Here is a 21,412-nt window from a genome sequence, read left to right as displayed (position 1 = left end):
CGGGGGACGTCATGGTCACGCGTGCCGCGCAGCAGAAGATGAGCACCGGGCAGCGGCTCAAGGCCCGCCAGGCGAGCAACGAGCAGGAGGTCCGGCTCACCGTCAAGGCCGTGCTGCCGCCGCCCGGCACCCCGCTGGACGTCAAGGGCGCGCTGAAGGCGCTGCACAAGGTCGGCTCGCTGGCACTGCGGCCCAACATCCGCAAGAAGGTCCTCGCCAAGCTGACCGAGGAGCTGGCCAAGACGCTGCCGCAGACCAGCATCAAGCCGACCGACCTCGGCGCGAAGGACTTCGCCGACCTGGCCGACCGCATGGTGAAGATGCTGGAACGCGCCGGATACGCCGAGTACGGCATCGCCGAGCTGCGCCGCAAACGCGCCGGGCTACGCCACAACTTCGCCGGCGAGCTGTTCGAGCAGCTGGTCCTGAACCACGGGGAGCTGCAGGCGATCTTCCGGGACCTGGCCGAGGACGGGCTGCGCACCGCACTGGACGTGATCACCGCCGAGGCGGTGCTACGCCAGACGCTGTCGGCGGCCGACTACGCCGGAAAAACCCGGCTGCTGACCGCCAAGGGCCAGCCCGCGCTGCTGGACCTGGCGTCGTTCGTCGACAAGAACGGCCGCTCGCTGGTCACGATCGAGCGGGTCGTCGACATCCGCACCCGGGTCGGCAACTCGTGGCGCATGTTCACCGACACCGCGTACGTCGTGCGCTTCACCCCGGTCGGCGGCGGCACGCCACGGGTGATGATCCTGGTGGAGACCGAGATCAAGTTGCCTGCCGCGGCGCGGGACTTCTCCGGGCAGGTCTCCGAGGCGCAGTTCCGGCACGGCGCCGCCGACGAGATCGAGATGCGGGGCCTGGAGTCGGGGGCCAAGCACACCTTCACCCCGGACAACGTGATCTTCGACGTGGGCGGGATCAGCCGCAACGCCGTCACCATCACCCGACGGCGCACCATGACCGCCGCGTTCCGCTACGTCGAGTACGCCGGCGGCGGCCGCGAGCAGTACACCCGGATCGGCCTGTCGGTGCAGGTCGACGAGCTGCGGCGGCTGATCGCGCTGCTGTTCCGGATCTGAGGCCGGCTCAGGTGCGCAGGGTCTGCCGGGGCGAGCGGCCGTACTCCTCGCGGTAGACCGCGGCGAAGCGGCTCAGGCTGGTGAAACCCCAGCGGCGGGCGACCGCGGCCACGGTGTCGCCGCGGGTCGGGTCGGCGTGCTGCAGGTCGCGGTGCGCCCTGGCCAGCCGCACCCGGCGCAGGTACGCCATCGGGGTGCTGTCGGCGTGCCGGGAGAACGCCGCCTGCAGCCCCCGGGAGGAGATCCCGGCCGCCTCGGCGATGTCCTCGACCGTCACCGGCTCGTGCGCGTGCGCGTCGATGAACGCCACGGCGCGGCGCAGCGCCGCGGGTGCGACCCGGCCCGGCTCGCCGACGTATCCGGTGGCGGTGGCCGTGTTGGGGAAGGTCGCGATGGCGGTGGTGGCGGCGAGGTCGACGGCGGCCGCGTGCACCAGCGGGTTGGCCAGCGGCGTCTCCGGAGTGTTGAGCGTGTGGAAGAGGTACGCCATGGTGTCGCGCCAGTGCCGGCCCGCCTCGGCGGAGATCGGGCTCATACCGTCGAAGCGGAAGTCGGCCAGGGCGATGCCGGCGCGGGCCGCGACCCGGGCGACCCGGTCCACGGGCAGGCGCAGCACGCGCAGGTCGAAGTCGCTCCAGCGAATGGTCAGCGGCTGGCCCACCGGGTAGAGGAAGGCCTCGCCGCGCATCGGGCGCAGCTCGTCGCGCCCGGCCCGGACGGTGAGGTCGGCGTTCAGCGACACCACGAACATCAGGTACGGCAGCGGGTCGGTGACCGTCTCCACGGTCGCGGTGTGCCGCACGCTGTCCATGCCCAGCTCCCCGGCCGTCACCACGTGCTGGCGGAACTGGAAGTCCTCAACCCCGCCGACCACCCGGTGCCGGTGCTCGACGTACGACTCGCGGAGGACCTGGTGGGCCACCTCCACGTCCCCGGTCGCGAACTCGCGCGCGCGTATGCGCACGGCAACACCCTCAGCCATGTCACCCATCCCCTGGTGCGGCGGCCCGTCCGAGGTGTTCGGTGCCGGTCGCCTAACCAGGAAACGAGGGTGCGGGGAACGGGGTGTTGCCCAGCGCGCGGGGCAGCAGGACCCGAGCCGCGTTCACGATCGCGTCACCCGGCGAGCGCGGCCGGCCGGGCGACGGTGACGACGGTGCCCTCGTGCCTGGCCTGCTCGGCGGCGAACGTGGCCAGGTGCGAGTTGAGGGTCTGCGCCGGGCCGGACAGGATGCGGGTCCGGTCACCGGTGGCCACGGCGGCGGTGAAGGCGTCCATCAGCCCGGCGTCGCCGCCGCCGTGCCCGCCGGCGGCGTCCGCGCCACCCGCGGTCTCCGGGTCGTGGCTGGTCGCCGTGCCGGTGGTGAAGTCGTGCACGGTCACGCTGACCGCGTCGCAGACCAGCTCGCCGCGGGTGCCGAAGACGCGGGTGCGCCGGTGCCCGCCGGTGTTGAAGGCGTTCATGGTGAACGACGCGGTCACCCCGCCGTCGAACTCCATCGCCACCACCTGGTGGTCGACGACGTCGTTGTCGCACGCGTACACGCAGCGGCCGTAGGGTCCTTCGCGCAGGGCCGCGGTCAGCGCCTGCTCGGTGAAGACGGGCGTCACCACCGACAGCGGCCAGCCGTGGTCACCCCGGGCCAGCCGGTCGCGGTAGAGCCGGGGGGCCGAGTACGGGCAGTCCGGCTCGACGGCACAGTCCAGGCACCGGTCGGCGGCATCCGCCGGACGGTTCTCGGGGCGGAAGTGGCGCAGCCCGCCGAAGCTGGACACCCGGGCGATGTCGCGGCCGACGATGTGCTGCAGCCAGTCCATGTCGTGGCAGGACTTGGCCAGCAGCATGAAGCTGGACAGGTCCGCGCGCCGCCAGTTGCCGCGCACGAACGAGTGCGCCTGGTGCCAGAAGCCGACCGGCTCGTGGTGCTGCACCGACACCACGTCACCGATCGCACCGGCGTCGATCAGGTGCTTGACCAGCCGCGTGTACGGCGCATAGCGCAGCACGTGGCACACGGCGAGCATCACGTCCGCCTCGTGTACCGCGTCGACGATGCGCACGCACTCCTGCGGGGTGGGCGCGAGGGGTTTCTCCAGCATGATGTGCAGCCCGCGACCGGCGGCGGCCACGGCCGGGTCGGCGTGCCCGGCATCCTGGGTGGCGATGACGACCGCGTCGACGGCGAGGTCCCTGTCGGCCAGCAGCCCCTGCCAGTCGTCGTGCGACGCGGCCGGGTCGATGCCGTGGGCGGCGGCGAAGCGGGCGCGCCGGTCCGGGTCGGGCTCGGCGACCGCGACGAACCGCGCCCGGTCGGGATGGGCCAGGGCCCAGCGGGCGTATGCGTTGCCGCGGTCACCCGCGCCGATCAGCGCCAGGCGCACAGGGTTCACGGTGGCTCTCCCGCCCGAAGATCAGTTCCCGGTCCCGGCCACTATAGGAACCGTTTACCGAAGCGGCAAGCCCGCCCGCCTCCGTCGGCCGGGCCCGGAACGTAGCACGTCCCGGGCCCGATGGCGGTCGTCACCGCGCTCCGCCGCACCGAGGCCCCAGGCACGCCCGAGGCTCGGCGGGCCGGAGATCACACGCCCTTGCTGAAGGTGTCGCACTGGCGGCCGTCGCCGCTGCGGTAGCCGTTGTTGAACCAGTCGCTGCGCTGCTTGGCGGTGCCGTGGGTGAACTTCGACTCGTCCACCGGCCCGCCCGACTTCTCCTGGATCTTGTCGTCGCCGATCGCGGCCGCCGCCTCCAGTGCCTGGTCGATGTCCTGCTGGGTGATCGACTTGAAGATCGCGGTGCCCTTGGCGTCCTTGGTCTCCACGGCGTGCTTGGCCCACACCCCGGCCAGGCAGTCGGCCTGCAGCTCCAGCTTCACCGACAGCGCGTTGGCGCTGCCCGGGTCACGCTCGGACTGCCGCTGCACGTCCGCCGAGATGCCCAGCAGGTTCTGCAGGTGGTGGCCGTACTCGTGGGCCAGCACGTACGGCTGGGCGAACTGCCCGTCCGCACCGAAGCGCCGGGCCAGCTCGTCGTAGAACGACAGGTCGATGTACACCTGCTGGTCCGGCGGGCAGTAGAACGGGCCCACCCCGCTGTCGGCCGGGCCGCAGCCGGTGTTCACGGCCTGCGAGAAGAACACCGTGTCGGTCTGCTCGTACGGCTGCCCGAACGTCTGCGGCATCGCCTCGCGCCAGTACGCCTGGATCGAGTTGATGTACAGCGCATTGCGGCACTCGGCGTTTTCCAGGCGGTCCGGGTTCGCCGTCGAGCAGGTCTGGCTCACGCCCGGCCCGCCGTCGTCGCCGCCGCCGAACATCTGCGGGCCGAGGAACGTGCCCACCAGCGCCAGCCCGATCACGATCAGCGTGCCGACGATGCCGCCGCCGACCGGGATCGGGATGCCGCCGAGCCCACCGCCACCACCGCCGCCCCCGGATCCCCGGGCGTCGGTCACCTGGCTGGTATCGATGTCCGCGTTCTCATTGAGGGTCATGCCGCCGCGATACCCCGCGCCGGCTGCCCGTTAACCGGTCACGAGACCCCGGCGAACTCCTTCATGGACACCCGGCACACCGGCTCGCCCTCGACGATGACCGCGTACACCTCCCGGTACCCGGGACCGGCCTCCTTGGTGGTGATCCGGAAGAACGGGTCGCCGTCGCCGACCGAGACGAAGTTGTCCGGCAGGTCGACCTCGGCCAGCGAGTTCCACTGGTGCTCGTCGCGGAACGTCGGGGCCGCGTCGTCGGTGAACCGGTGGTGGTTCTCCCCCAGCCACACCGCCGCGGCCCGGGTGCACGAGCCGTAGTAGGTGCTCTCGTAGTCGTGCCGGGCCGTCGGATAGCCGCCGACCAGCGGGCTGAAGTAGGAGTACTCGTACGGGTAGATGCGGGCGGAGGCGTAGAGGGCCTCGCCCTGGCCGAGCACCGCCGCGCCGATCAGCGCCCAGGCCAGCACCGTACGCCCGGAGTCGAACGAGGCCCGCGCCCAGCGCACCAGCAGCACCGCCGCCAGCACGATCATGCCGGGTGCCACGAACAGGAACTGGCGCAGGCTGTTGTACAGCGTCGAGTGCGCGCCGATGATCAGGGCGAGCGGAAGCAGGATGTACGCGCCGACGAGCAGCAGCCGCCCGTCCAGCCGCCGCCGCCTGGCCACTGCCACGACCGCGGCGACCGCGGCCGCGACGGTCAGCGCGACCACGGGCAGCGGGGAGCCGATCACCAGCCACCAGGGGGCGTAGTACCAGGGCAGCTGGGTGGAGCGGACCATCTCGCCGCCGAACAGGATCTCGTTGTCCCAGTCGTACTTCGCCATCGACTCGACCGACGACATCAGCCCGTCGACCGGGTTGGTCAGCAGGAACGGCCAGAACAGCGACATCACCAGGTAGGCCGTGGTGCCGATGGCGAGCATCGCGGTGAACTGGTTGGTCAGCTCGGTGCGCAGCGCCGCCCCGCGCAGCTTGTATCCGTGCCGCACCCAGAAGCCGAGCCCGACGAGCGCCAGCAGGCCGAACCACAGCAGCGCGTTGACCCGGATCGAACCGGCGAAACCGATCGCCGCACCGACCGCGGCCAGCTCCAGCACCTCGAACCGGCGGTTCGGCTCCGACCAGCGCCGCATGAGCCGCAGCACCAGCCACAGCACCAGCACCATCGCCACGGCAAGCGGGATGTCCTTGGAGTTGTTCATCATCTGGCCGGTGTAGCGCGGGTACAGCGCGAGGCCGACCGCGGCGGCCAGGCCCGCCCACGCGCCGAGCCGGCCGCGGCCGGCCAGCTCCCGGGCCGCCAGCGCGGTGATCAGCATGCCGAGCACGCCGAACAGCCCGTTGACGATGGTGCGGGTGTTCCAGATCTCGCCGGACAGGTGCTGGAAGAACGCCACGATCAGCTCGAACCCGGCGCCGTGCTGGGGCATGTACAGGTAGTCCGGGAAGTCCAGGAACGAGCGGTCGGCGGTGCCGGACAGGTAGAACTTCAGCACCCGGGCGCCGTAGTCGTCCTGCATGTACTCGTCGTAGGTGCGGCCGTGGAAGCGGCCCTGCGCGACGGTGAACCAGGCCATCACCAGCAGCAGGGCGCCCAGCAGCAGGTGCGGCAGCCGCTGCCGCCACCAGGGACCGGCCGGCTGCGTTTCGGGCTCGGGGGCGACGGGCGGGGCGTCGTCGGGGACCACGGCCGCCGGTTCGACGTCGACATCGGACACGAAGCTGCTCCTGAGGTATGGGAACGGGGCGGGCGGCCGGGCCCGTCGCCGCCGGGCCCCGGGTCACCCGGGTCGTGGGAACCGCGCCGCCCGGATCGACGGATTGCCCACCGCAAGATTGTCGCCCAGGGTGCCGCCGAGCACCAGCCACGGCGGCACGCGTCCTCGCCCGGTGCGCTCGATGATCTCCAGCGGGCCGCGGTGGTGCTGCTCAGCCGGGCAGCTGCCCACCGAGCAGCCGGACCGTGAACCCGCCCGGGTCGTGCTGCAGGGAGACGTACGCGCAGATCTGGTGGGCCAGCCACAGGCCCCATCCGCCCGGACTCGCGCCGGGCACCAGGCCGACGAAGGGATCAGCCGGGCCGGGGCCGTGATCGGTCACGGTGACCACGATGCGGCCCGCGGCCGCCCACATCCGCAGCAGCACCGGCGACCCGCCGTGCAGCACCGCGTTCGTGACCGTCTCCGTGGTCGCCAGCAGCAGGCCGCTGAGATCGTCGTCGGGCAGCCCGGCGGTCGCCTGCAGGGCGATGAGCGCGCCGCGGGCCTGCGCCGTCGTCGGGTCGCGCAGTGCGATCGCGGGCGCGGTGTCCTCCAACGGGTCGCGCCACGGCGTCACCCCGGCCGCCAGCACCGCGAACGGGTCCTGGAAGGCGAGGTTGGCGGTGTGGCCGAGCGGCGTCGCGAGGTGCGCGTGGGTCCGCCGCACGAAGTCGAGCACCTCGTCCGGCGCGGTCCGGGTGTCGTACGGGCACAGCCCCCACATCGGGAAGTCGTCGTACGCGTGGTTCACGGCCGCCTCGTAGCGCGCCCACCACTCCCACGGCACGCCCACGCCCGGATGCGGCACGTCACCGGTGACCCGGATCTGGCCCGCTCCGGCCGCCACGTGCGCGGCGAGCATCTCGCGGTAGTGCTTGATCGCCGAGGCCGGGCGCTGGTAATGCACGTCGCCGCAGACGAAGGTCACGCCGCAGTCGGCACCCATGGCATCGCGGACGAGCCGTGCCCGGGGTTCTGCGAACACGGCCACCGTGGGCTCGCCCGCAGCCACACCGTCGCGGAGGAAAGGCACGACGACGGCGAGGAACTCGTCGTCGGAGGCGTAGAACGCCGCCTCATGGAAGAAGCCGCGATGGTCTGCGGCCGCGCCCGTCCTCACGACACCTGCTTCCGCATCGTCGACTCCCCGCACGTCAGGCAGGTACCCCCGACGCGTCCGCCCAACCTAGCACGGGCACGTGAGATCGACTCCGGTTCACGATCACGGCCGGATGCGCTGGGCGTCAGTCCAGCCGTTCGCCGCTGAGGTGCGCGTACACCCCGGCCACCTGCAGCACGCGCAGCGCCATCCCGGCCGTGTTGACCAGGCGCATGCCCCGCCCGGCCCCGACCGCGTCGTTGCGGGCACGCACGAAGGCCCGGATCCCGGACGAGTCGATGAAGGTCACCGCGGCCATGTCCACCTCGAGCGGCAGACCCGGGTGCTCGGCCGCCGCCGCGGACAGCCAGCCCTGCAGGTCGTCCGCCACGGCCAGGTCCACCTCGCCGGCCAGCGCGACGCGCACCACGCCGTCCGAAGCGGCGACGTGGTGGCTCAGCTGGGATGGTGGCAGGCTCACGCGAAGCTTTGTAGCACACGTGCCCGGCCGGGCGCTCCCCGCCTGGTGGACCGGGTCAGCCCCCGACGTGGATGCCCGGCCGCCGGGCCGGGTCGGCGTCGCGCTCGCGCAGGATCTCCCGCACCACCGGCGGGGTGTCGCCGCGCCCGAGGAACAGATAGCGCAGCAGGTGGGTCAGCGGCGAGCCTTCCGACCACTCGAAGTAGCAGTGCGGGCGCACCCCGGTGGTGTCGCGCAACGCCAGCAGGATGGCGGCGATGGCGTTCGGCGCGGCCGGGGCCGACGCCCGCAGCACCCGGTACTGGCCGACCTGCACGCCGGTGACCTGCAGCACGTCGGCGAACATCGACGGGTCCACCACGTCGATCTCCAGGAACAGCACGTCGGCGCGGCCCGGGACCGGGTTCATGCCGCGCTGCTCGCGCTCCTTGCCGGCGTACTCGGCGACGTCACCCGCCTGGCGGCGGTTCGCGATCAGGTTCAGCTGCCCGTCGTGGGCGATCGAGTCGGTCACGAACCGGCGGGCCCGCTCGTCGAACTCGATGTGCTTGACGCGCAGCTCGGTGGTGCGCGCGGCCCGGGAGATCAGCGAGATCACCACGATGGCGGCGATGAACATCGCCGAGATGGCGATACCGTCGGGCTTCTCGCGGATGTTCTCGCCGAGGGCGTACAGCAGCACCAGGGTGAGCACCGCGAACCCGGCGGTCGCCCACTTGCGCCGGTAGCGGGCGGCGGAGATGGTGACCGCCACGCTGCCGGAGACCATCATCGCCAGGATGCCGGTGGCGTACGCCCCGGCCTGCGCCTCGACGTCGGCGCCGAAGGCGATGGTCACCCCGACGCACACGACCGTGTAGACCAGCACCACCGGACGGACCGCCCGGGCCCACTCCGGCGCCATGCCATAGGACGGCAGGTAGCGCGGCACGATGTTGACCAGGCCCGCCATCGCCGACGCGCCCGCGAACCACAGGATCAGGATGGTGCTGACGTCGTAGACCGTGCCGAAGCCCTCGCCCAGGTGCTCGTGCGCGAGATACGCCAGGGCCCGGCCGTTGGCCGCGCCGCCGGGCTCGAACTCCGCCGCCGGGATCAGCACCGTGGTGACGAAGCTCGTCAGCAGCAGGTACACCGACATGATCAGCGCGGCGACGGTCAGCAGCTTGCGGGTGTTGCGCACCCGCGACGCCGTCCGGGCCCGGCCGTCGGTGCCCTCGGCGGCCACCAGCGGCATCATGCTCACGCCGGTCTCGAACCCGGACAGGCCCAGCACCAGCAGCGGGAACGCCAGCACCGCCGGGCCGAGCATCCCGCCGAAGCCGCCCCCGCCGCTGCTCAGCGCATCGGTCCAGCCCGACCACGCGCCGGGCGTGGTGAACACCTCGACCAGGCCGTACACCGCGATCACCGCGTTCAGGCCCAGGAACACCGCCACCAGGGGGATCGCGACGCCGACCGCCTCGCTGAAGCCGAGCAGGAACACCCCGCCGAGGATCAGCAGCAGCACCACCGTGATGGTGACCGCGTGCCCCTCCAGAAAGTGCGGGGCCAGAGGGTTCTCCAGCAGGTGCACCGACGCGTCGGCGGCGGACAGGGTGATCGTGATGATCCACGAGGTGGCCACGAAGCCGAGCAGCACCAGCACGAACGCCTTGCCCCGCCAGAACGGCAGCAGGTCCTCCAGCATCGCCACCGAGCCCTGCCCGTGCGGGCTCTCCTTGGCCACCCGCCGGTACATCGGCAGCATGCCCAGCAGCGTCAGCGCCACGATCAGCAGCGTCGCCAGCGGCGACAGCGCGCCGGCCGCGGTCGCCGCGATCGCGGGCAGGTAAGCCAGCGTGGAGAAGTAGTCGACACCGGTCAGGCACATCACCTTCCACCAGGCCTGCGGCTTGGCGTGGCTCTCGTCGGCCTCCGGCCCGACCGGCTGCACCCGGTGCTGCAACAGCCAGCCACCGAGCCGCCCGGCCGGTGCGAGCGCCCCCTCGGGACTGTCGACGACGGCGGGAATGGCGTACTCGACTGCCTTGCCGATGGTGGTGTCGCTGCTCATGACCTTCTCTTACCGGTGTGCGAACCCGACTCGCGAACAGGGGACACCCTAGGCCCGCCGGTCACGTCCTGCGCACCCGCTCCGCCGTCGGGGGCGCTGTGTACGCTCCCGGCGGCAGGCCGTAGCGCAGAGGTCGTCGCGCCACTTCGCGCAGTTGGAGGACGCCGGTTCGAATCCGGCCGGCCTGCCACCCACCGTCGGAGGAGGTGTGCGGATGATCACGCTGCTGCGGCCTGACCTGACGCAGTGGCGGCGCATCCGCGACCGCATGCCCTCCCCTGCGGCGGTCGCCGCCGCCGCGAGCGCCCGCGCCGCCGGTGACTGGCGCGCGGCCGCCGCGTTCGCCGACGCCGACATCGAGGTGGATCTGGACGCGGTACGGGAGCGCTTCGGCACGCAGGCCGCGGCCGACGTCGACGCCGATCTCCACCACCTGGCCCTGGACCTGCTGCTCTGGCACCTGCCCCGGCATCAGGGCGGGATGACCACGCTGCGGGCCCGGACCAGCGCCGTGCTCGCGCCGCGTGCCGTCGACCACGGCACCCCGCTGATCCGGGTGCGCCTGCCGCTGTCGCCGACCGGCCCGCAACGGCTGCGCGTGGACGTGAGGACGCTCAGCGAGCTGGAATGGCACCGCTGGTACGTGGCACCGCGCCACACCTGGGACGTACGCGAGACCGCGGCGCTGCGTACCGCGTGGGGGTGCGCGGCGGACCGGCCGCCGCTGCTCGCACCCGACGGCTCGCCGCTGCCCTGGTCCGCGCTGGGCACCGGCGACGACGCGGCGGCCGCGACCGAACGCGTCTACCTGATGCTGGCCGCGGGCGAGCACGCCGCCGCGTGGCGCGCCTGCGGCATCGAGATCCCGTTCGCAGACACCAAGGCGCTGCAGCGCGGCTCCGCCGGGCCGACCTGCCCGGTCGGGCTCGCCGACGAGATCCGCGCCGCGGCCGCGACGTTCGCGCAGCGCCCCCGGTTTCCCGCCGAGCGGGTGGATACGCTGTTCGGGGCACATCTCAACGTGAGCGTCGGCGACGAGCTGATCGCGGCGGAATCCGACCCGCACGAATACAACGAGGGCCCGCCACAGGTCGCGAGCGGCCCCGTCCCGGCCGACCTGGCCCTGCTCCACGCCGGGCTGCTGACCCCCGCCGACCTGCACCCGCTACTGCGCGCCGCCCTGTTCCCGGCCCTGCCGCACCCAGCCCCGCACAGGCCGGTCGGCCGCACGCCGGTCCGCCCCGGACCTACGGCCGCCCCGGACGCCACCGGGCATGCGGTCAGCGCCTCGCCTCCGGATGTCGCCGGGCCTGTGGACGCTGCCATCGGCTCGGGCGTGCCGTCCGGTCGTGCACCGGAACCGACGGCGGGTGAGCCCGGTGCACCGGAACCGACGGCGGGTGAGCCCGGTGCACCGGTCCGGGTGCGCTGCCGGGGCGAGTGGCATGTCGTGAGGGTGCGGGACGGGGCGCTGCGGCTGCACGACCACGATGCCGGCGAACTGCGCCGGGAGCAGACGCTGCGGGTGCTGGGCGGGCCGGGCGCGGGCTGCTTCGCGGTACGCGACACCTGGCTGACCGGGGTCGGCAAGCTGCCGAAGGCGCTCACCGCCCAGCGCAGGCGGGTGCGCGAGCAGATGCTCGACGGCGACACCGGTTGGCTGCTCGACGCCCTCGACCGGGGTGTGGTCGATCCGCTGATGCGCGACGGCGGCGGCTGGTCGCTGCGGCACATGGCGATGTGGGTCGACCACGCCCGGCTGTTGCCGCTGCTCGACGCCGCGGGCCTGCCCGTGGACGTGCCCGACCGCATCGGCCGCACCCCGCTGTACGTGGCCGTGATGAACGGCGGCGACCCCGCGCTGATCCGCGCGCTGCTCGACGCGGGCGCGGACCTGCACGCGGAGACGGTTCACGGCGCCAGTCCGAGCAGCGTCGCCCACGATCACGCACGCCGCGACGACCTGGCGTTTCTCAGGCATTGGCGCAGCGGAGGCGACGCAGTCGCCCGGCCCTGACCCTCAGGCGCGTCGCTGCTCCGGTGTGATCACGCGCAGCTGGAGCATGGCGGCGAAGCGGGCCTCCGGATCGGTCAGGTCCAGGCCGCCGACCTCGGCCAGGCGGCGCAGCCGGTAGCGGAACGTGTTCGGGTGCACGTACATCGCCGCCGACGCCGCGATGACGTCGCCGAACGCGTCCAGCCACGCCCGCAGGGTGTCCACCAGATTCGTGTGGTGCTGCTCGTCGTACGCGAACAGCCGCGCGACCGGCCCGGTCGGGGTGTCCCCGCGCGCCGCCACCAGGTCGCGCAGCTCCAGCACCAGCGACTCCACGTGCACGTCGGACAACCGCGCCACGCGGTGCCCGCGGGAGCCGTGCGCCGGGCCGGAGCGCAGCACCCGCAGCGCCCGGTCGGCCCCGGCCCGCGCGTCGGCGAGCCCGCCCGCGTCCGCCGCCACCGCGCCGATGCCGATCACCGCGCGCACCCGGTCGCCGACCCGGTCGAGGAAGTCGGTGGCGATGCGCAGCGCGCGCTGTTCGCCGTCGCCGTCGCGGGCCACCGGCAGCAGGCCGTACGCGACGTCGCCGACCAGCGCCGCGACGCAGCGCGGATGCACGGCGGTGAGGTGCATGGCCATGCCGTCGGCCAGGCGCTGGCGTTCGGTGGCGAGGTTGACGTCCGCGCCGATCGACTCGTCGCCGGGCGGCAGCATGGCCAGCGCCAGCACGACCACGGGCTGGTCGGCCAGGCCGAGGCGGTGCAGGGCCTCGCGCGCTCCCGCGCCGCCCTCCAGGGCCGTGCTCAGCAGGTCGGCACGCAGCCGCCGGGCCACGTCCGCGCCGGCCCGGATACGCAGCATGTGCAGTGCGACGAGGCGGGCCGCGTCGCGCAGCGCCTGGTTGCGCTCGCCGCTCAACGGCTCGCGCACGGCCGCCCAGATCGAGCCGAGCACCTCGTCGCCGGCCCGCACTGCCATCGCCACCCGCGGCACGCTGAACCCCCCCGGCTCGCCCGGCGGCTCGACGAACACCGGCTCGTCACTGCGGTACAGGTCGCGGAACACGCCGCGCTCGGCCAGCAGCCGCGAATACTGCTCGGGCACCTGGCGGCCCAGGATCGTCTCCACCCGGGACGGGTCGGCCTCGTCCTGCCGGCCGGAGAACGCCAGCACGCGGGAACTGCGGTCCTCGATCGTAACCGGCGCGTCGAGCAGCGCCGCGACCGCGTTGGCCAGGGCGAACAGGTCACCTGAGGGCATGCCCCCGATGGTCTGCGGCTCGGCGTCGCCGATGTCGCCCTCGGCCAGCAGCGCCCGCAGCAGCGCGGCCAGCTGTGCCCACGACGCGCCGCGGGTCAGCGCGAGCAGCGCCACGCCCGACTCGTCGGCGGCCTGCCTGAGCTCCGGGGTCAGCACCAGCGGCGCGCGCAGCACGAGGGCGGTCGCGTCATGCCGGCCCAGGGTGTGCAGCAGCGCCGCTACCTCGACTGATTCGCGCAGGCCGATGCCGAGCACGAGGGCGCGCTGCGGCAGCACCGGCTCTTCCAGGGGATCGTGGATGGCGACGCCGCCGATGTCGCCGCCGCGGTCCGCGTCGCCGTGGACCAGTTCGAGCAGCGTCGCGCCGAGGTCGTCGAGCACGCGGCCGAGCGTGGCCTGGGAGCGCAGGTTCATCTTCACAGGGGCGAGCACCGTCCGAACATAAGAGCAGGACAGTCAGGCTAGTTCGTCCTACCCGACAACACCAGGCCCCCGTTTCGTGCCCCGGTACGACCCCGGCGCCGACCTGCCCCGCCAAGATCGCTCGATTTGCCAGGCACTCGTGCGAATCATGGAACGCCATACGCCCATGTGCCGGGCAAGTCGATCGATCTTGGCGCGTGGAGCACCGCGTGGAGCACCGCGCGGGGTCAGTGCGGGGCGGTCAGGAGGTCTGCGGTGAGGGCGGTGAGCAGGGCCGTGCGGCCGGGGAGTTCGGCGATCAGGACGTGCTCGTCGTCGGCGTGCGCGCCGCCGCCGACCGCACCGAGGCCGTCGAGGGTGGGCGTGCCGACGCCCGCGGTGAAGTTGCCGTCCGATGCCCCACCGACCGCGGTGCAGGTCAGCGGGGGCAGTCCGAGGTCCGCGGCGAGCTTGCCGGCCCGGGCGTACAGGGCTGCCGACGACGCCCCGTCCAGCGGCGGCCGGTTCGGGCCGCCGAGCACCTCCAATGCCGCCGCATGGTTGGGAAGGGCACCTTCCTCTACATATAGCGATGTGAAGGTGCCCTTCCTTTCCAGGCCGAGGAGGGTGGTGTGGATGCGGGACTGTTCGGCGGTGGTGCGGACGCGGACGTCGACGGCGAACTCGCCGGTGGCGGGGACGGTGTTGGTGGTGGTGCCGGAGGTCATCAGGGTCGGGGTGACGGTGGTGCCGGCAGACGGGTCGGCCAGAGCGGCGACGGCGAGGACCGCTTCGGCGAGGGCGATGGTGGTGTTGACGCCGCGTTCGGGTTCGAGGCCGGCGTGCGCGGCACGGCCGGTGGCGCGCACCCGGTAGAGGGAGACGCCCTTGCGCTCGGTCTTCAGCGCACCGCCCGGGGCGGAGGCCTCCAGGACCAGCGCCGCGGCGCAGCCCTTGGCGGCCTGCTCGACCAGGGTCCGGGAGCTGGGCGAGCCCAGTTCCTCGTCACCGGTGACCAGGATCGTCACGCCGTCGCGGTCCGGCAGCGCGGCCACCGCATGGAAGATCATGGCCAGCCCAGCCTTCATGTCGAAGCAGCCCGGCCCGCGCAGCACCCCGCCGTCCACCGTGAACGGGTGGGCGGCCAGCGAGCCGATCGGCCAGACCGTGTCGTGGTGGCCGAGCAGCAGCACCCGCGCCGGCCCGGCGCCGAAGCGCCAGCGCAGGTGCGTACGCCCGTCCCGCACGATGCGTTCCGGCGCGACGCCGAGGCGGTGGCCGCCGACACGGGCCACCACCTCGGCGCTACGCGTGACCGCGGCCAGGTCGTCCGACGGGGACTCGCAGCAGACGAGTTCCCCGATGTCCGACAGCAGTCCCGGCAGCGCGTCCTGCATCCGCGTGAGCAGCGACATCAGCCGACCTTGGGGGTGGCCCGCACGCCGAAGTGCACGTACTGCTCGCCGGTGGGCAGGGCGTAGAACGTGACCGGGGTCCAGGTCTGCTGGCCCGGCTCGCGCACCACGTACAGGTCCGGCGCGACCGGGGTCAGCGTGAACTCGTGCACGGGCGTCGGCATCAGCTCGGCGATCGGCCCGGTGATGGTCACTCGCAGCAGCCCGTCGGCGAGCACGTCCATCCGGGAACCGGCCCGCTCGTACACGCCGACGTACGGCGCTAGGTCCGACTCGGCGGGTTCGGCCGGCGGCGCCAGCGGGTGCGGCATGGCCACCCCGGCGAGCTCGGCGAAGATCTCCCGATACAGCTCCTCGTACAGGTCGCGGGCGTTGCCGCCGTTGGTGAGCATGGTGACCGCGAGACCTTGGGCGGGGAGCATGCGCAGGAACGCGGCCTGCCCGATGGTGTTGCCGTCGTGGCCGATCAGGCGTGCGCCGTCCCAGCCGAACCGGATCCAGCCCAGGCCCCACGAGTCGCCGAGCGAGTGCTTGTCGGGCAGGTCGGCGTGCCGCTCCGCCATCGCGGCGGTGCTGTCCGCGCTCAGCACGCGGGTGCCGTCGGCGGCGAGGCCGCCGGTGAGGTGCATCCGCGCGAAGGCGAGCACGTCGGCGGTGCTGGCGCTGATCAGGCCGGCCGGGCCCAGCGCGCGCGGCAGGCCCCAGACCGGGGCGCGCAGCTGCTCGCCGTCCGGGCCTGCCACGTGGCCCACGGCGGCGCGGTGCAGCAGCGCCTCCTCGGGCAGGGTGCCGGTGCGGGTCAGGCCGAGCGGGGTGAACAGCCGGTCCCGCATCGCCGCGTCCCAGGTGCCGCCGGTGAGCCGCTCGATGACGTACCCGGCCAGCGAGAACCCGGCATTGCAGTAGGACCACGTCGCACCGAGCGGGTGGTTCTGCGCGACGTCGGCCAGCAGCGCGGTGTACTTCTCCAGGCAGTCGTCGCCGCGGCCCGTGTCGTCGAACACGTCGCCGTCGATGCCGCTGGTGTGCGTCAGCAGGTGCCGCATGGTGACCTGCTTGGCCACGTCCGGGTCGGACAGCCGCAGCTCGGGCAGCACCTGCGCGAGCGGGGCGTCGAGGTCGAGCAGCCCCTCGTCGGCCAGCTGCAGCGCGACGGTGGCGGTCCACACCTTCGAGATCGAGCCGATCTGGAACACCGAGTCGGTGGTGGCGGCCACGCCGGTGTCGCGGTTGAGCACGCCGTACGCGGCCTCGGCGAGCTCGTCGGGCCGCCCGTCGGCGCCCACCCGCAGGATGCCCAGCGCCGCGCCGGGCACCTTGTGCTTGGCGGCCAGCGCGGACAGGCGGCGCTGCCAGTGGGCGGCGTCGAGCGGCGGGCGACCGGTCCCGGCGTACCGCTCGACCCAGTCAACCACGCGGCGGTTGAAGTCGACCCGGTGCGACGGGCGGCCGTCGAGGATGAACAGGTGCGAGCCCTCCGGGTACAGCACGAGGCTGGTCGGCACGCCGTTCTCACGCAGCGCGGAGTGCCATTGCTGGGCCTGCCCGACGGGGCAGAGCAGGTCGGCGCCGCCGTGCACCACGAGGGTCGGCGTACGCACCTGGTCCACCTGCGCGAACGGCGACATCGCCGCGTACCGGGCCGGGTCGCGCCACGGCTGGCCGCCGAGCTCGTGCTCGGCCAGGAAGTGACCCTGGTCGGAGGTGCCCGCCATGCTGCCCAGGTCGCTGACGACACCGCCCGCCACGGCCGCCGCGAAGCGCCCGTCGCGGCTGGTCAGATAGCAGGTCATGAACCCGCCGTAGCTGTAGCCGGCGACCGCGAGCCGCGCCGGGTCCGCGAGCCCTTCGGCGACGAGCTGGTCGAGCGGCTCCAGGAAGTCCTTGGCGTCCGCGTCGCCCCACGCGCCGACCACGGCGTTGAAGAAGCGCTCGCCATAGCCGTCGCTGCCGCGCGGGTTGAGCAGCAGCACCGTCCAGCCGCGGGCGGCGAGCTCCTGGTGGTAGAGGTGGATCTCGTCGGCGGCGCCGTTCCACGCGTTGTGCGGGCCGCCGTGGATGTCCAGCAGCAGCGGCCGCGGGCCGGTCGCCGCGGGGTCGCGCACCAGCCAGCCGTGCACCACCGTGCCGTCGGAGACGGTGAACTCGCGCTCCTCGCGGGTGAACAGACCGGACAGGTCGGGGCCGTGCGAGCTGCGCACCTGACGCGTGCCGGTGCCCGGGTCCACGGTCACGATCTCGCCGTACGACGCCGGTGTGCCGAGCACGACGGCCGCGGTGTCCCCGGCGACCGTCATCCCGGACACGTTGTGCCCGGCCTCGGCGACGACCGGGCGGGGCGTGCCGCCGTCGACGTCCACGGCGTACAGGTGGGTGCAGCCGCGGTCACGGACGCAGAACAGCACGGTGCGTCCGCCGTCCACGAGCCGCGGCACCGCGCCGGGGTACCCCGGTCCGCCCGGCATGACGTTGCGGTCCAGCGCCGCGGCCAGGTCGACGACCGGGCCGCCGTCCAGCGGCAGCCGCAGCAGCCCGGCGTGGCCGACCGGCCCGTCGAGCGCGCCGACGACCAGCAGGCTCTGTCCGTCGGCGGTCCACAAGGCCGGTCCCGCGACCCCGTCGGCGAGCCCGACCTGCTGCGGGACGGCGGCCGGGTCGGTGACGTCGAGGACGTGCACCGGCACGCGGATGTGTACGTCGGCGTCGGGCGCGGTCGCCGCGGCGAAGGCGAGCCTGGTGCCGTCGGGCGACCAGGACGGGTCACCGGCGTGCCAGTCCCCGTCGGTCACCTGGCGCACCTGGCCCGTGACGACGTCGAGCACGTGCAGGTGCCGCCGTACCGCGCGCAGCAGGCCCGTGCCGTCGGCCTGGTAATCGAGGCGGTCCGCCACCACCGGCGCCTGGGCCCGGCGGGCCCGCGCCTGGTCGTCCTCACCGGCACCGGCGTGCGCGTCCACCGGCGCGCCGAACGCGATGCGGGTGCCGTCCGGGCTCCACACCGGAGCCCCCGCGCCTAGCGGCAGGGTGGTCAGCCGGGTCGGCTCTCCGCCCGCCGCGGGCAGCAGCCACAGCTGTGCCGGGCCGTCCTGGGCGCGCAGGAACGCGAACCGGGTGCCGTCCGGCGACCACGCCGGAGCGGAGTCGGCGTCCCCGCGCGTGAGCTGCTCGGCCTCGCCCTCCCCGGTGCCGACGCGCCAGATCGCGTGCCGGTTGCGGTCGGCCCCGGTGTCCGCGGTGCGCAGCACGTACAGGATCGAGCCGCCGTCGGGCGACAGTGCGGGCTGCTCGGGCACCGCGAACATGGTCAGATCGTCGATTCGCTGGCGTGTGGTCACCGGGATCTCCTCGCAGGTCGGTCAGGTCGGTGTCGTCGCGCCGCCCGGTGAGGCGGCGGCTGCTTCGTCGGGTGGGACCGCGGCCGGGTCGGCGGCGGACCCGTGGATCAGGACCGCGGGTCGCCCGGCGGACCGCCGGGCGGGGGTGTGTCCGCCCGGTCGGCGGCGCGATCGGCGAAGTGGCAGGCGGCGCGGTTGCGGCGGCCGTCGCCGGTGGGCGCGGCGTCGCGGCACACCGCGCGGTCCGCATGCACCAGCGGCCCGGCCGGGCAGCGCGGGTGGAACCGGCAGCCGGACGGCGGGTGGTGCGGGTCGGCCGGTTCGGCATCGGCGACCTGCGCAGGCGCGGTGTCCAGGTCCGCCGGGGCGGACCGGCCCGGCCGCCGTGCCGCGGCCAGCAGTTCTCGGGTGTACGGGTGCTGCGGGTCCTGCAGCACCGACTCGGCCGGCCCGTACTCAACGATCCGGCCCAGGTACATCACCGCGATGTAGTCGCTGACGTAGCGCACCACGGCCAGGTCGTGCGTGATGAACAGCATCGACAGCCGCAGGCTGCGGTGCAGGTCGCGCACCAGGTTCAGCACGGTGCCCTGGATGGACACGTCCAGAGCCGACGTGATCTCGTCGGCGATCACGACATCGGGCCGGCCGGCCAGCGCCCGCGCCAGCGCGACCCGCTGCCGCTGCCCGCCGGACAGCTCGGCCGGGTAGCACCCGGCGCGGTCGGCAGGCAGGTCCACCAGTTCCAGCAGCCTGGCCACCTCGTCGCGGCGGCCCGCGGCACCCGGCACCGCCCCGCGCGGAATCGCCTCGGCGATCGAGGAGCCGATCGTCATCCGCGGGTCGAGCGAGGAGTACGGGTCCTGGAACACCATCTGCAGCGGCCGCCGCCCGCGGGGCCGCAGCGGCCGCCCGTCGAGCAGAATCCGCCCACCGGACACGGGAGTCAATCCGACCGCGGCTCTGGCCAGCGTCGACTTGCCGGAACCGGACTCGCCGACGAGCCCGACGACCGCACCGGACGGCACGGTCAGGCTCACCCCGTCGACCGCGGTCATGGCCCGCCGCCCGTTGCCGAATCGGACGGTGACGTCCTCGAAGGCCAGCTCGCTCATCGCCCCTCCCCCTCCGTCGCGGCGGACAGCACCGCTGCGCCGGCCCGCACCGGTTCGGGTAGCTCGCCGGCGTGCCAGCACGCCACGCGCCCGCCGAGACCGTCGTCGAGCAGCGCAGGATCGGCCCGCACGCAGTGGTCGTCGGCCAGCGGGCAGCGCGGCGCGAAGGCGCAGCCCGGCGGCGGTGCGGCCGGGTCCGCGGGCCGGCCGGGGATCACGACCAGCGGCTGGTCGCGGTCGGTGGCCAGGTCCGGCACGGCGCCGAGCAGCGCCCGGGTGTACGGGTGCCGCGCGCCGTCCCGCAGCTGCGCCGCGGGCAGGTCCTCGACGATACGGCCCGCGTACATGACCAGCACCCGGTCGCAGACCTGCTCGACGACGCCGATGTCGTGGCTGATCAGCAGCATGGCGACGTCGTCCGCGGCACGCACGGCGGCCAGCAGCGCGAGCACCTGGCGCTGCACCGTCACGTCGAGCGCGGTCGTCGGCTCGTCCGCGATGATCAGTTTCGGCTCGCCCATCAGGCCCATGCCGATCATGGCCCGCTGCCGCATACCGCCCGAGAACTCGTGCGGGAACTGGCGCGCCCGCCGCGCCGCCCCCGGGATGCGCACCGCGCGCAGCCGGTCGACGGCGCGGGCCAGCGCCGGACCGCGCCGGTCGCCCAGGTGCTGCTCGGCCACCTCGGCGAGCTGTCGGCCGATCCGCTGCACCGGGTTGAACGAGGTCGTCGGGTCCTGGAAGACCATGGCCAGGGACGTGCCGAGCAGCCGCGGCCGGGCCCGGGGCGGGGTCCGCAGCAGGTCGTCGCCGAGGAAATCCAGCCGCCGTGCTGCGACGCGCCCCGGCTGTTCGATCAGCTGGGCGACGGCGAGCGCGGTCAGGCTCTTGCCGGACCCCGACTCCCCCACGATGCCGACCGCCTCACCGCGCCGCAGCGTGAACCCCACCCCGCGGACCGGCGTGACCGTGCCGAAGGAGACCTTCAGGTCCTCCACCACCAGCACCGCCTCGCTCTGCCCGGTGCGGTCCACCGGCGCGGGCGGACCGTCCTCGAAGGAATCGCCGCGAACGGTCCCGGTCGGCGTACGCGGCCCGACGGCCTTCGCCGCGGCCTCGCCGACCAGGTTGAACGCGAGCCCTGCCAGCACCACGGCCACGCCGGGCACCAGCGCCGCGGCCGGATTGAGGTAGATGCCGTTGAGGCCTTCGCCGAGCAGCCGCCCCCAGTCGTAGCCGGGTGCCTGCACGCCCAGGCCCAGGAACGACAGGCCCGCGAAGGCCAGCAGCGAACCGCCCGCCGCCATCGTCGCGTTCACCAGGAGCGGCTCGGCGATGTTCGGCAGCACATGGCGCAGCAGCACGCGGAAGCGCCCGACCCCGGCGATGCGGGCGGCCGCCACGAAGTCGCGGCCGGCGACGGTCGCGGACAGGGTCTGCGTCAGCCGGGCGAAGCCCGGTGCGATGGCCAGCCCGATGGCCGGCACCGCGCCGCTCGCACCCGCTCCGAAGATCACCGCGAAGGACAGGGCCAGCAGCAGTCCGGGAAAGGCCACCGCGATGTTCACCGCGGCGGTGACCAGGCGGCCCAGTCGCGGGCCGAGCAGCAGCGGCGCGGTGCCGAGCAGCAGCCCGACGGCCACGCCCAGGGCGGTCGCCAGCAGCGCCAGCTGCACCGAGGTACGTGTGGCGACCAGCACCCGGAAGAAGATGTCCCGGCCCAGGTTGTCGGTGCCCGCCCAGTGCTGCGCCGACGCCGGCTGCAGGATGCGCGCCGTGTCGACCTCGTCGGCCCGCCCGCCCCACAGCAGCGGCGCGAGCACCGCCAGCAGCAGCACCGCACCCAGCAGCACGGCCGCGGCCGCGCCCACCGGCGTGCGCAGCACACCCGCCCACCTCGCCCGCGACGTCACC

At 73.7% G+C, this 21,412-nt stretch carries 14 protein-coding genes and 1 tRNA gene; 3 read left to right on the top strand and 12 right to left on the bottom strand.

Annotated elements, in window-relative coordinates:
• Window positions 1-11: 11 nt before the first annotated feature.
• On the top strand, window positions 12-1,085 hold the full coding sequence (locus tag FLL47_RS05270; RefSeq protein ID WP_144119266.1) for a hypothetical protein: 1,074 nt from the start codon (window positions 12-14) through the stop codon (window positions 1,083-1,085).
• A gap of 7 nt (window positions 1,086-1,092) precedes the next feature.
• On the opposite strand, the gene FLL47_RS43550 is transcribed toward FLL47_RS05270, so the two are convergent.
• The 7 genes from FLL47_RS43550 to FLL47_RS05235 form a co-directional block, all read right to left on the bottom strand.
• Window positions 1,093-2,049 carry an AraC family transcriptional regulator gene (locus FLL47_RS43550; protein WP_222105967.1) on the bottom strand — a complete coding sequence of 319 codons (957 nt, stop codon included), beginning with the start codon at window positions 2,047-2,049 and terminating at the stop codon, window positions 1,093-1,095.
• 152 nt (window positions 2,050-2,201) lie between these two features.
• Window positions 2,202-3,476: a Gfo/Idh/MocA family protein gene (locus tag FLL47_RS05260; protein WP_144119264.1), complete on the bottom strand. Its 1,275-nt coding sequence runs from the start codon at window positions 3,474-3,476 to the stop codon at window positions 2,202-2,204.
• Between the two features lie 188 nt (window positions 3,477-3,664).
• Window positions 3,665-4,576, bottom strand: coding sequence for a KPN_02809 family neutral zinc metallopeptidase (gene ypfJ / locus FLL47_RS05255; protein WP_144119263.1), 912 nt, complete (start codon window positions 4,574-4,576; stop codon window positions 3,665-3,667).
• A gap of 38 nt (window positions 4,577-4,614) precedes the next feature.
• Window positions 4,615-6,294, bottom strand: a complete 1,680-nt coding sequence (locus FLL47_RS05250; RefSeq protein WP_144119262.1) for a hypothetical protein — start codon at window positions 6,292-6,294, stop codon at window positions 4,615-4,617.
• 211 nt (window positions 6,295-6,505) lie between these two features.
• Window positions 6,506-7,456 (bottom strand): sensor histidine kinase, encoded by a 951-nt coding sequence (locus FLL47_RS05245; RefSeq protein ID WP_144119261.1) that lies wholly within the window; start codon window positions 7,454-7,456, stop codon window positions 6,506-6,508.
• A gap of 124 nt (window positions 7,457-7,580) precedes the next feature.
• Window positions 7,581-7,916, bottom strand: coding sequence for an STAS domain-containing protein (locus tag FLL47_RS05240; protein WP_186315566.1), 336 nt, complete (start codon window positions 7,914-7,916; stop codon window positions 7,581-7,583).
• 55 nt (window positions 7,917-7,971) lie between these two features.
• Window positions 7,972-9,972 (bottom strand): APC family permease, encoded by a 2,001-nt coding sequence (locus FLL47_RS05235; RefSeq protein ID WP_222105966.1) that lies wholly within the window; start codon window positions 9,970-9,972, stop codon window positions 7,972-7,974.
• Between the two features lie 115 nt (window positions 9,973-10,087).
• Between FLL47_RS05235 and FLL47_RS05230 the strand changes: the two genes are divergently transcribed.
• Window positions 10,088-10,160, top strand: a tRNA-OTHER gene (locus tag FLL47_RS05230).
• Window positions 10,161-10,186: 26 nt separating this feature from the next.
• Complete coding sequence (locus FLL47_RS05225) at window positions 10,187-11,989, top strand: hypothetical protein (RefSeq protein ID WP_144119259.1); 1,803 nt, start codon at window positions 10,187-10,189, stop codon at window positions 11,987-11,989.
• Window positions 11,990-11,992: 3 nt separating this feature from the next.
• Here the strand turns inward: FLL47_RS05225 and FLL47_RS05220 are convergent, their stop codons facing one another.
• From FLL47_RS05220 to FLL47_RS05200, 5 genes are all read right to left on the bottom strand, one after another.
• Window positions 11,993-13,663, bottom strand: coding sequence for a PucR family transcriptional regulator (locus tag FLL47_RS05220; RefSeq protein WP_246157548.1), 1,671 nt, complete (start codon window positions 13,661-13,663; stop codon window positions 11,993-11,995).
• A 218-nt stretch (window positions 13,664-13,881) separates the two neighbouring features.
• Window positions 13,882-15,048 carry a M20/M25/M40 family metallo-hydrolase gene (locus tag FLL47_RS05215; protein ID WP_246157546.1) on the bottom strand — a complete coding sequence of 389 codons (1,167 nt, stop codon included), beginning with the start codon at window positions 15,046-15,048 and terminating at the stop codon, window positions 13,882-13,884.
• On the bottom strand, window positions 15,048-18,383 hold the full coding sequence (locus FLL47_RS05210; protein ID WP_144119258.1) for a serine hydrolase: 3,336 nt from the start codon (window positions 18,381-18,383) through the stop codon (window positions 15,048-15,050). Before FLL47_RS05210 ends, FLL47_RS05215 begins: the two co-directional genes overlap by 1 nt.
• 107 nt (window positions 18,384-18,490) lie before the next feature.
• Complete coding sequence (locus FLL47_RS05205) at window positions 18,491-19,498, bottom strand: ABC transporter ATP-binding protein (protein ID WP_144119257.1); 1,008 nt, start codon at window positions 19,496-19,498, stop codon at window positions 18,491-18,493.
• Window positions 19,495-21,411 (bottom strand): dipeptide/oligopeptide/nickel ABC transporter permease/ATP-binding protein, encoded by a 1,917-nt coding sequence (locus tag FLL47_RS05200; protein ID WP_144119256.1) that lies wholly within the window; start codon window positions 21,409-21,411, stop codon window positions 19,495-19,497. Before FLL47_RS05200 ends, FLL47_RS05205 begins: the two co-directional genes overlap by 4 nt.
• Window position 21,412 lies beyond the last annotated feature (1 nt).

The sequence above is a fragment of the Catellatospora sichuanensis genome (genome assembly GCF_007483665.1).
GTDB classification, from domain to species: Bacteria; Actinomycetota; Actinomycetes; order Mycobacteriales; family Micromonosporaceae; genus Catellatospora; species Catellatospora sichuanensis.
This window is presented reverse-complemented; position numbering and strand designations above follow the sequence as displayed.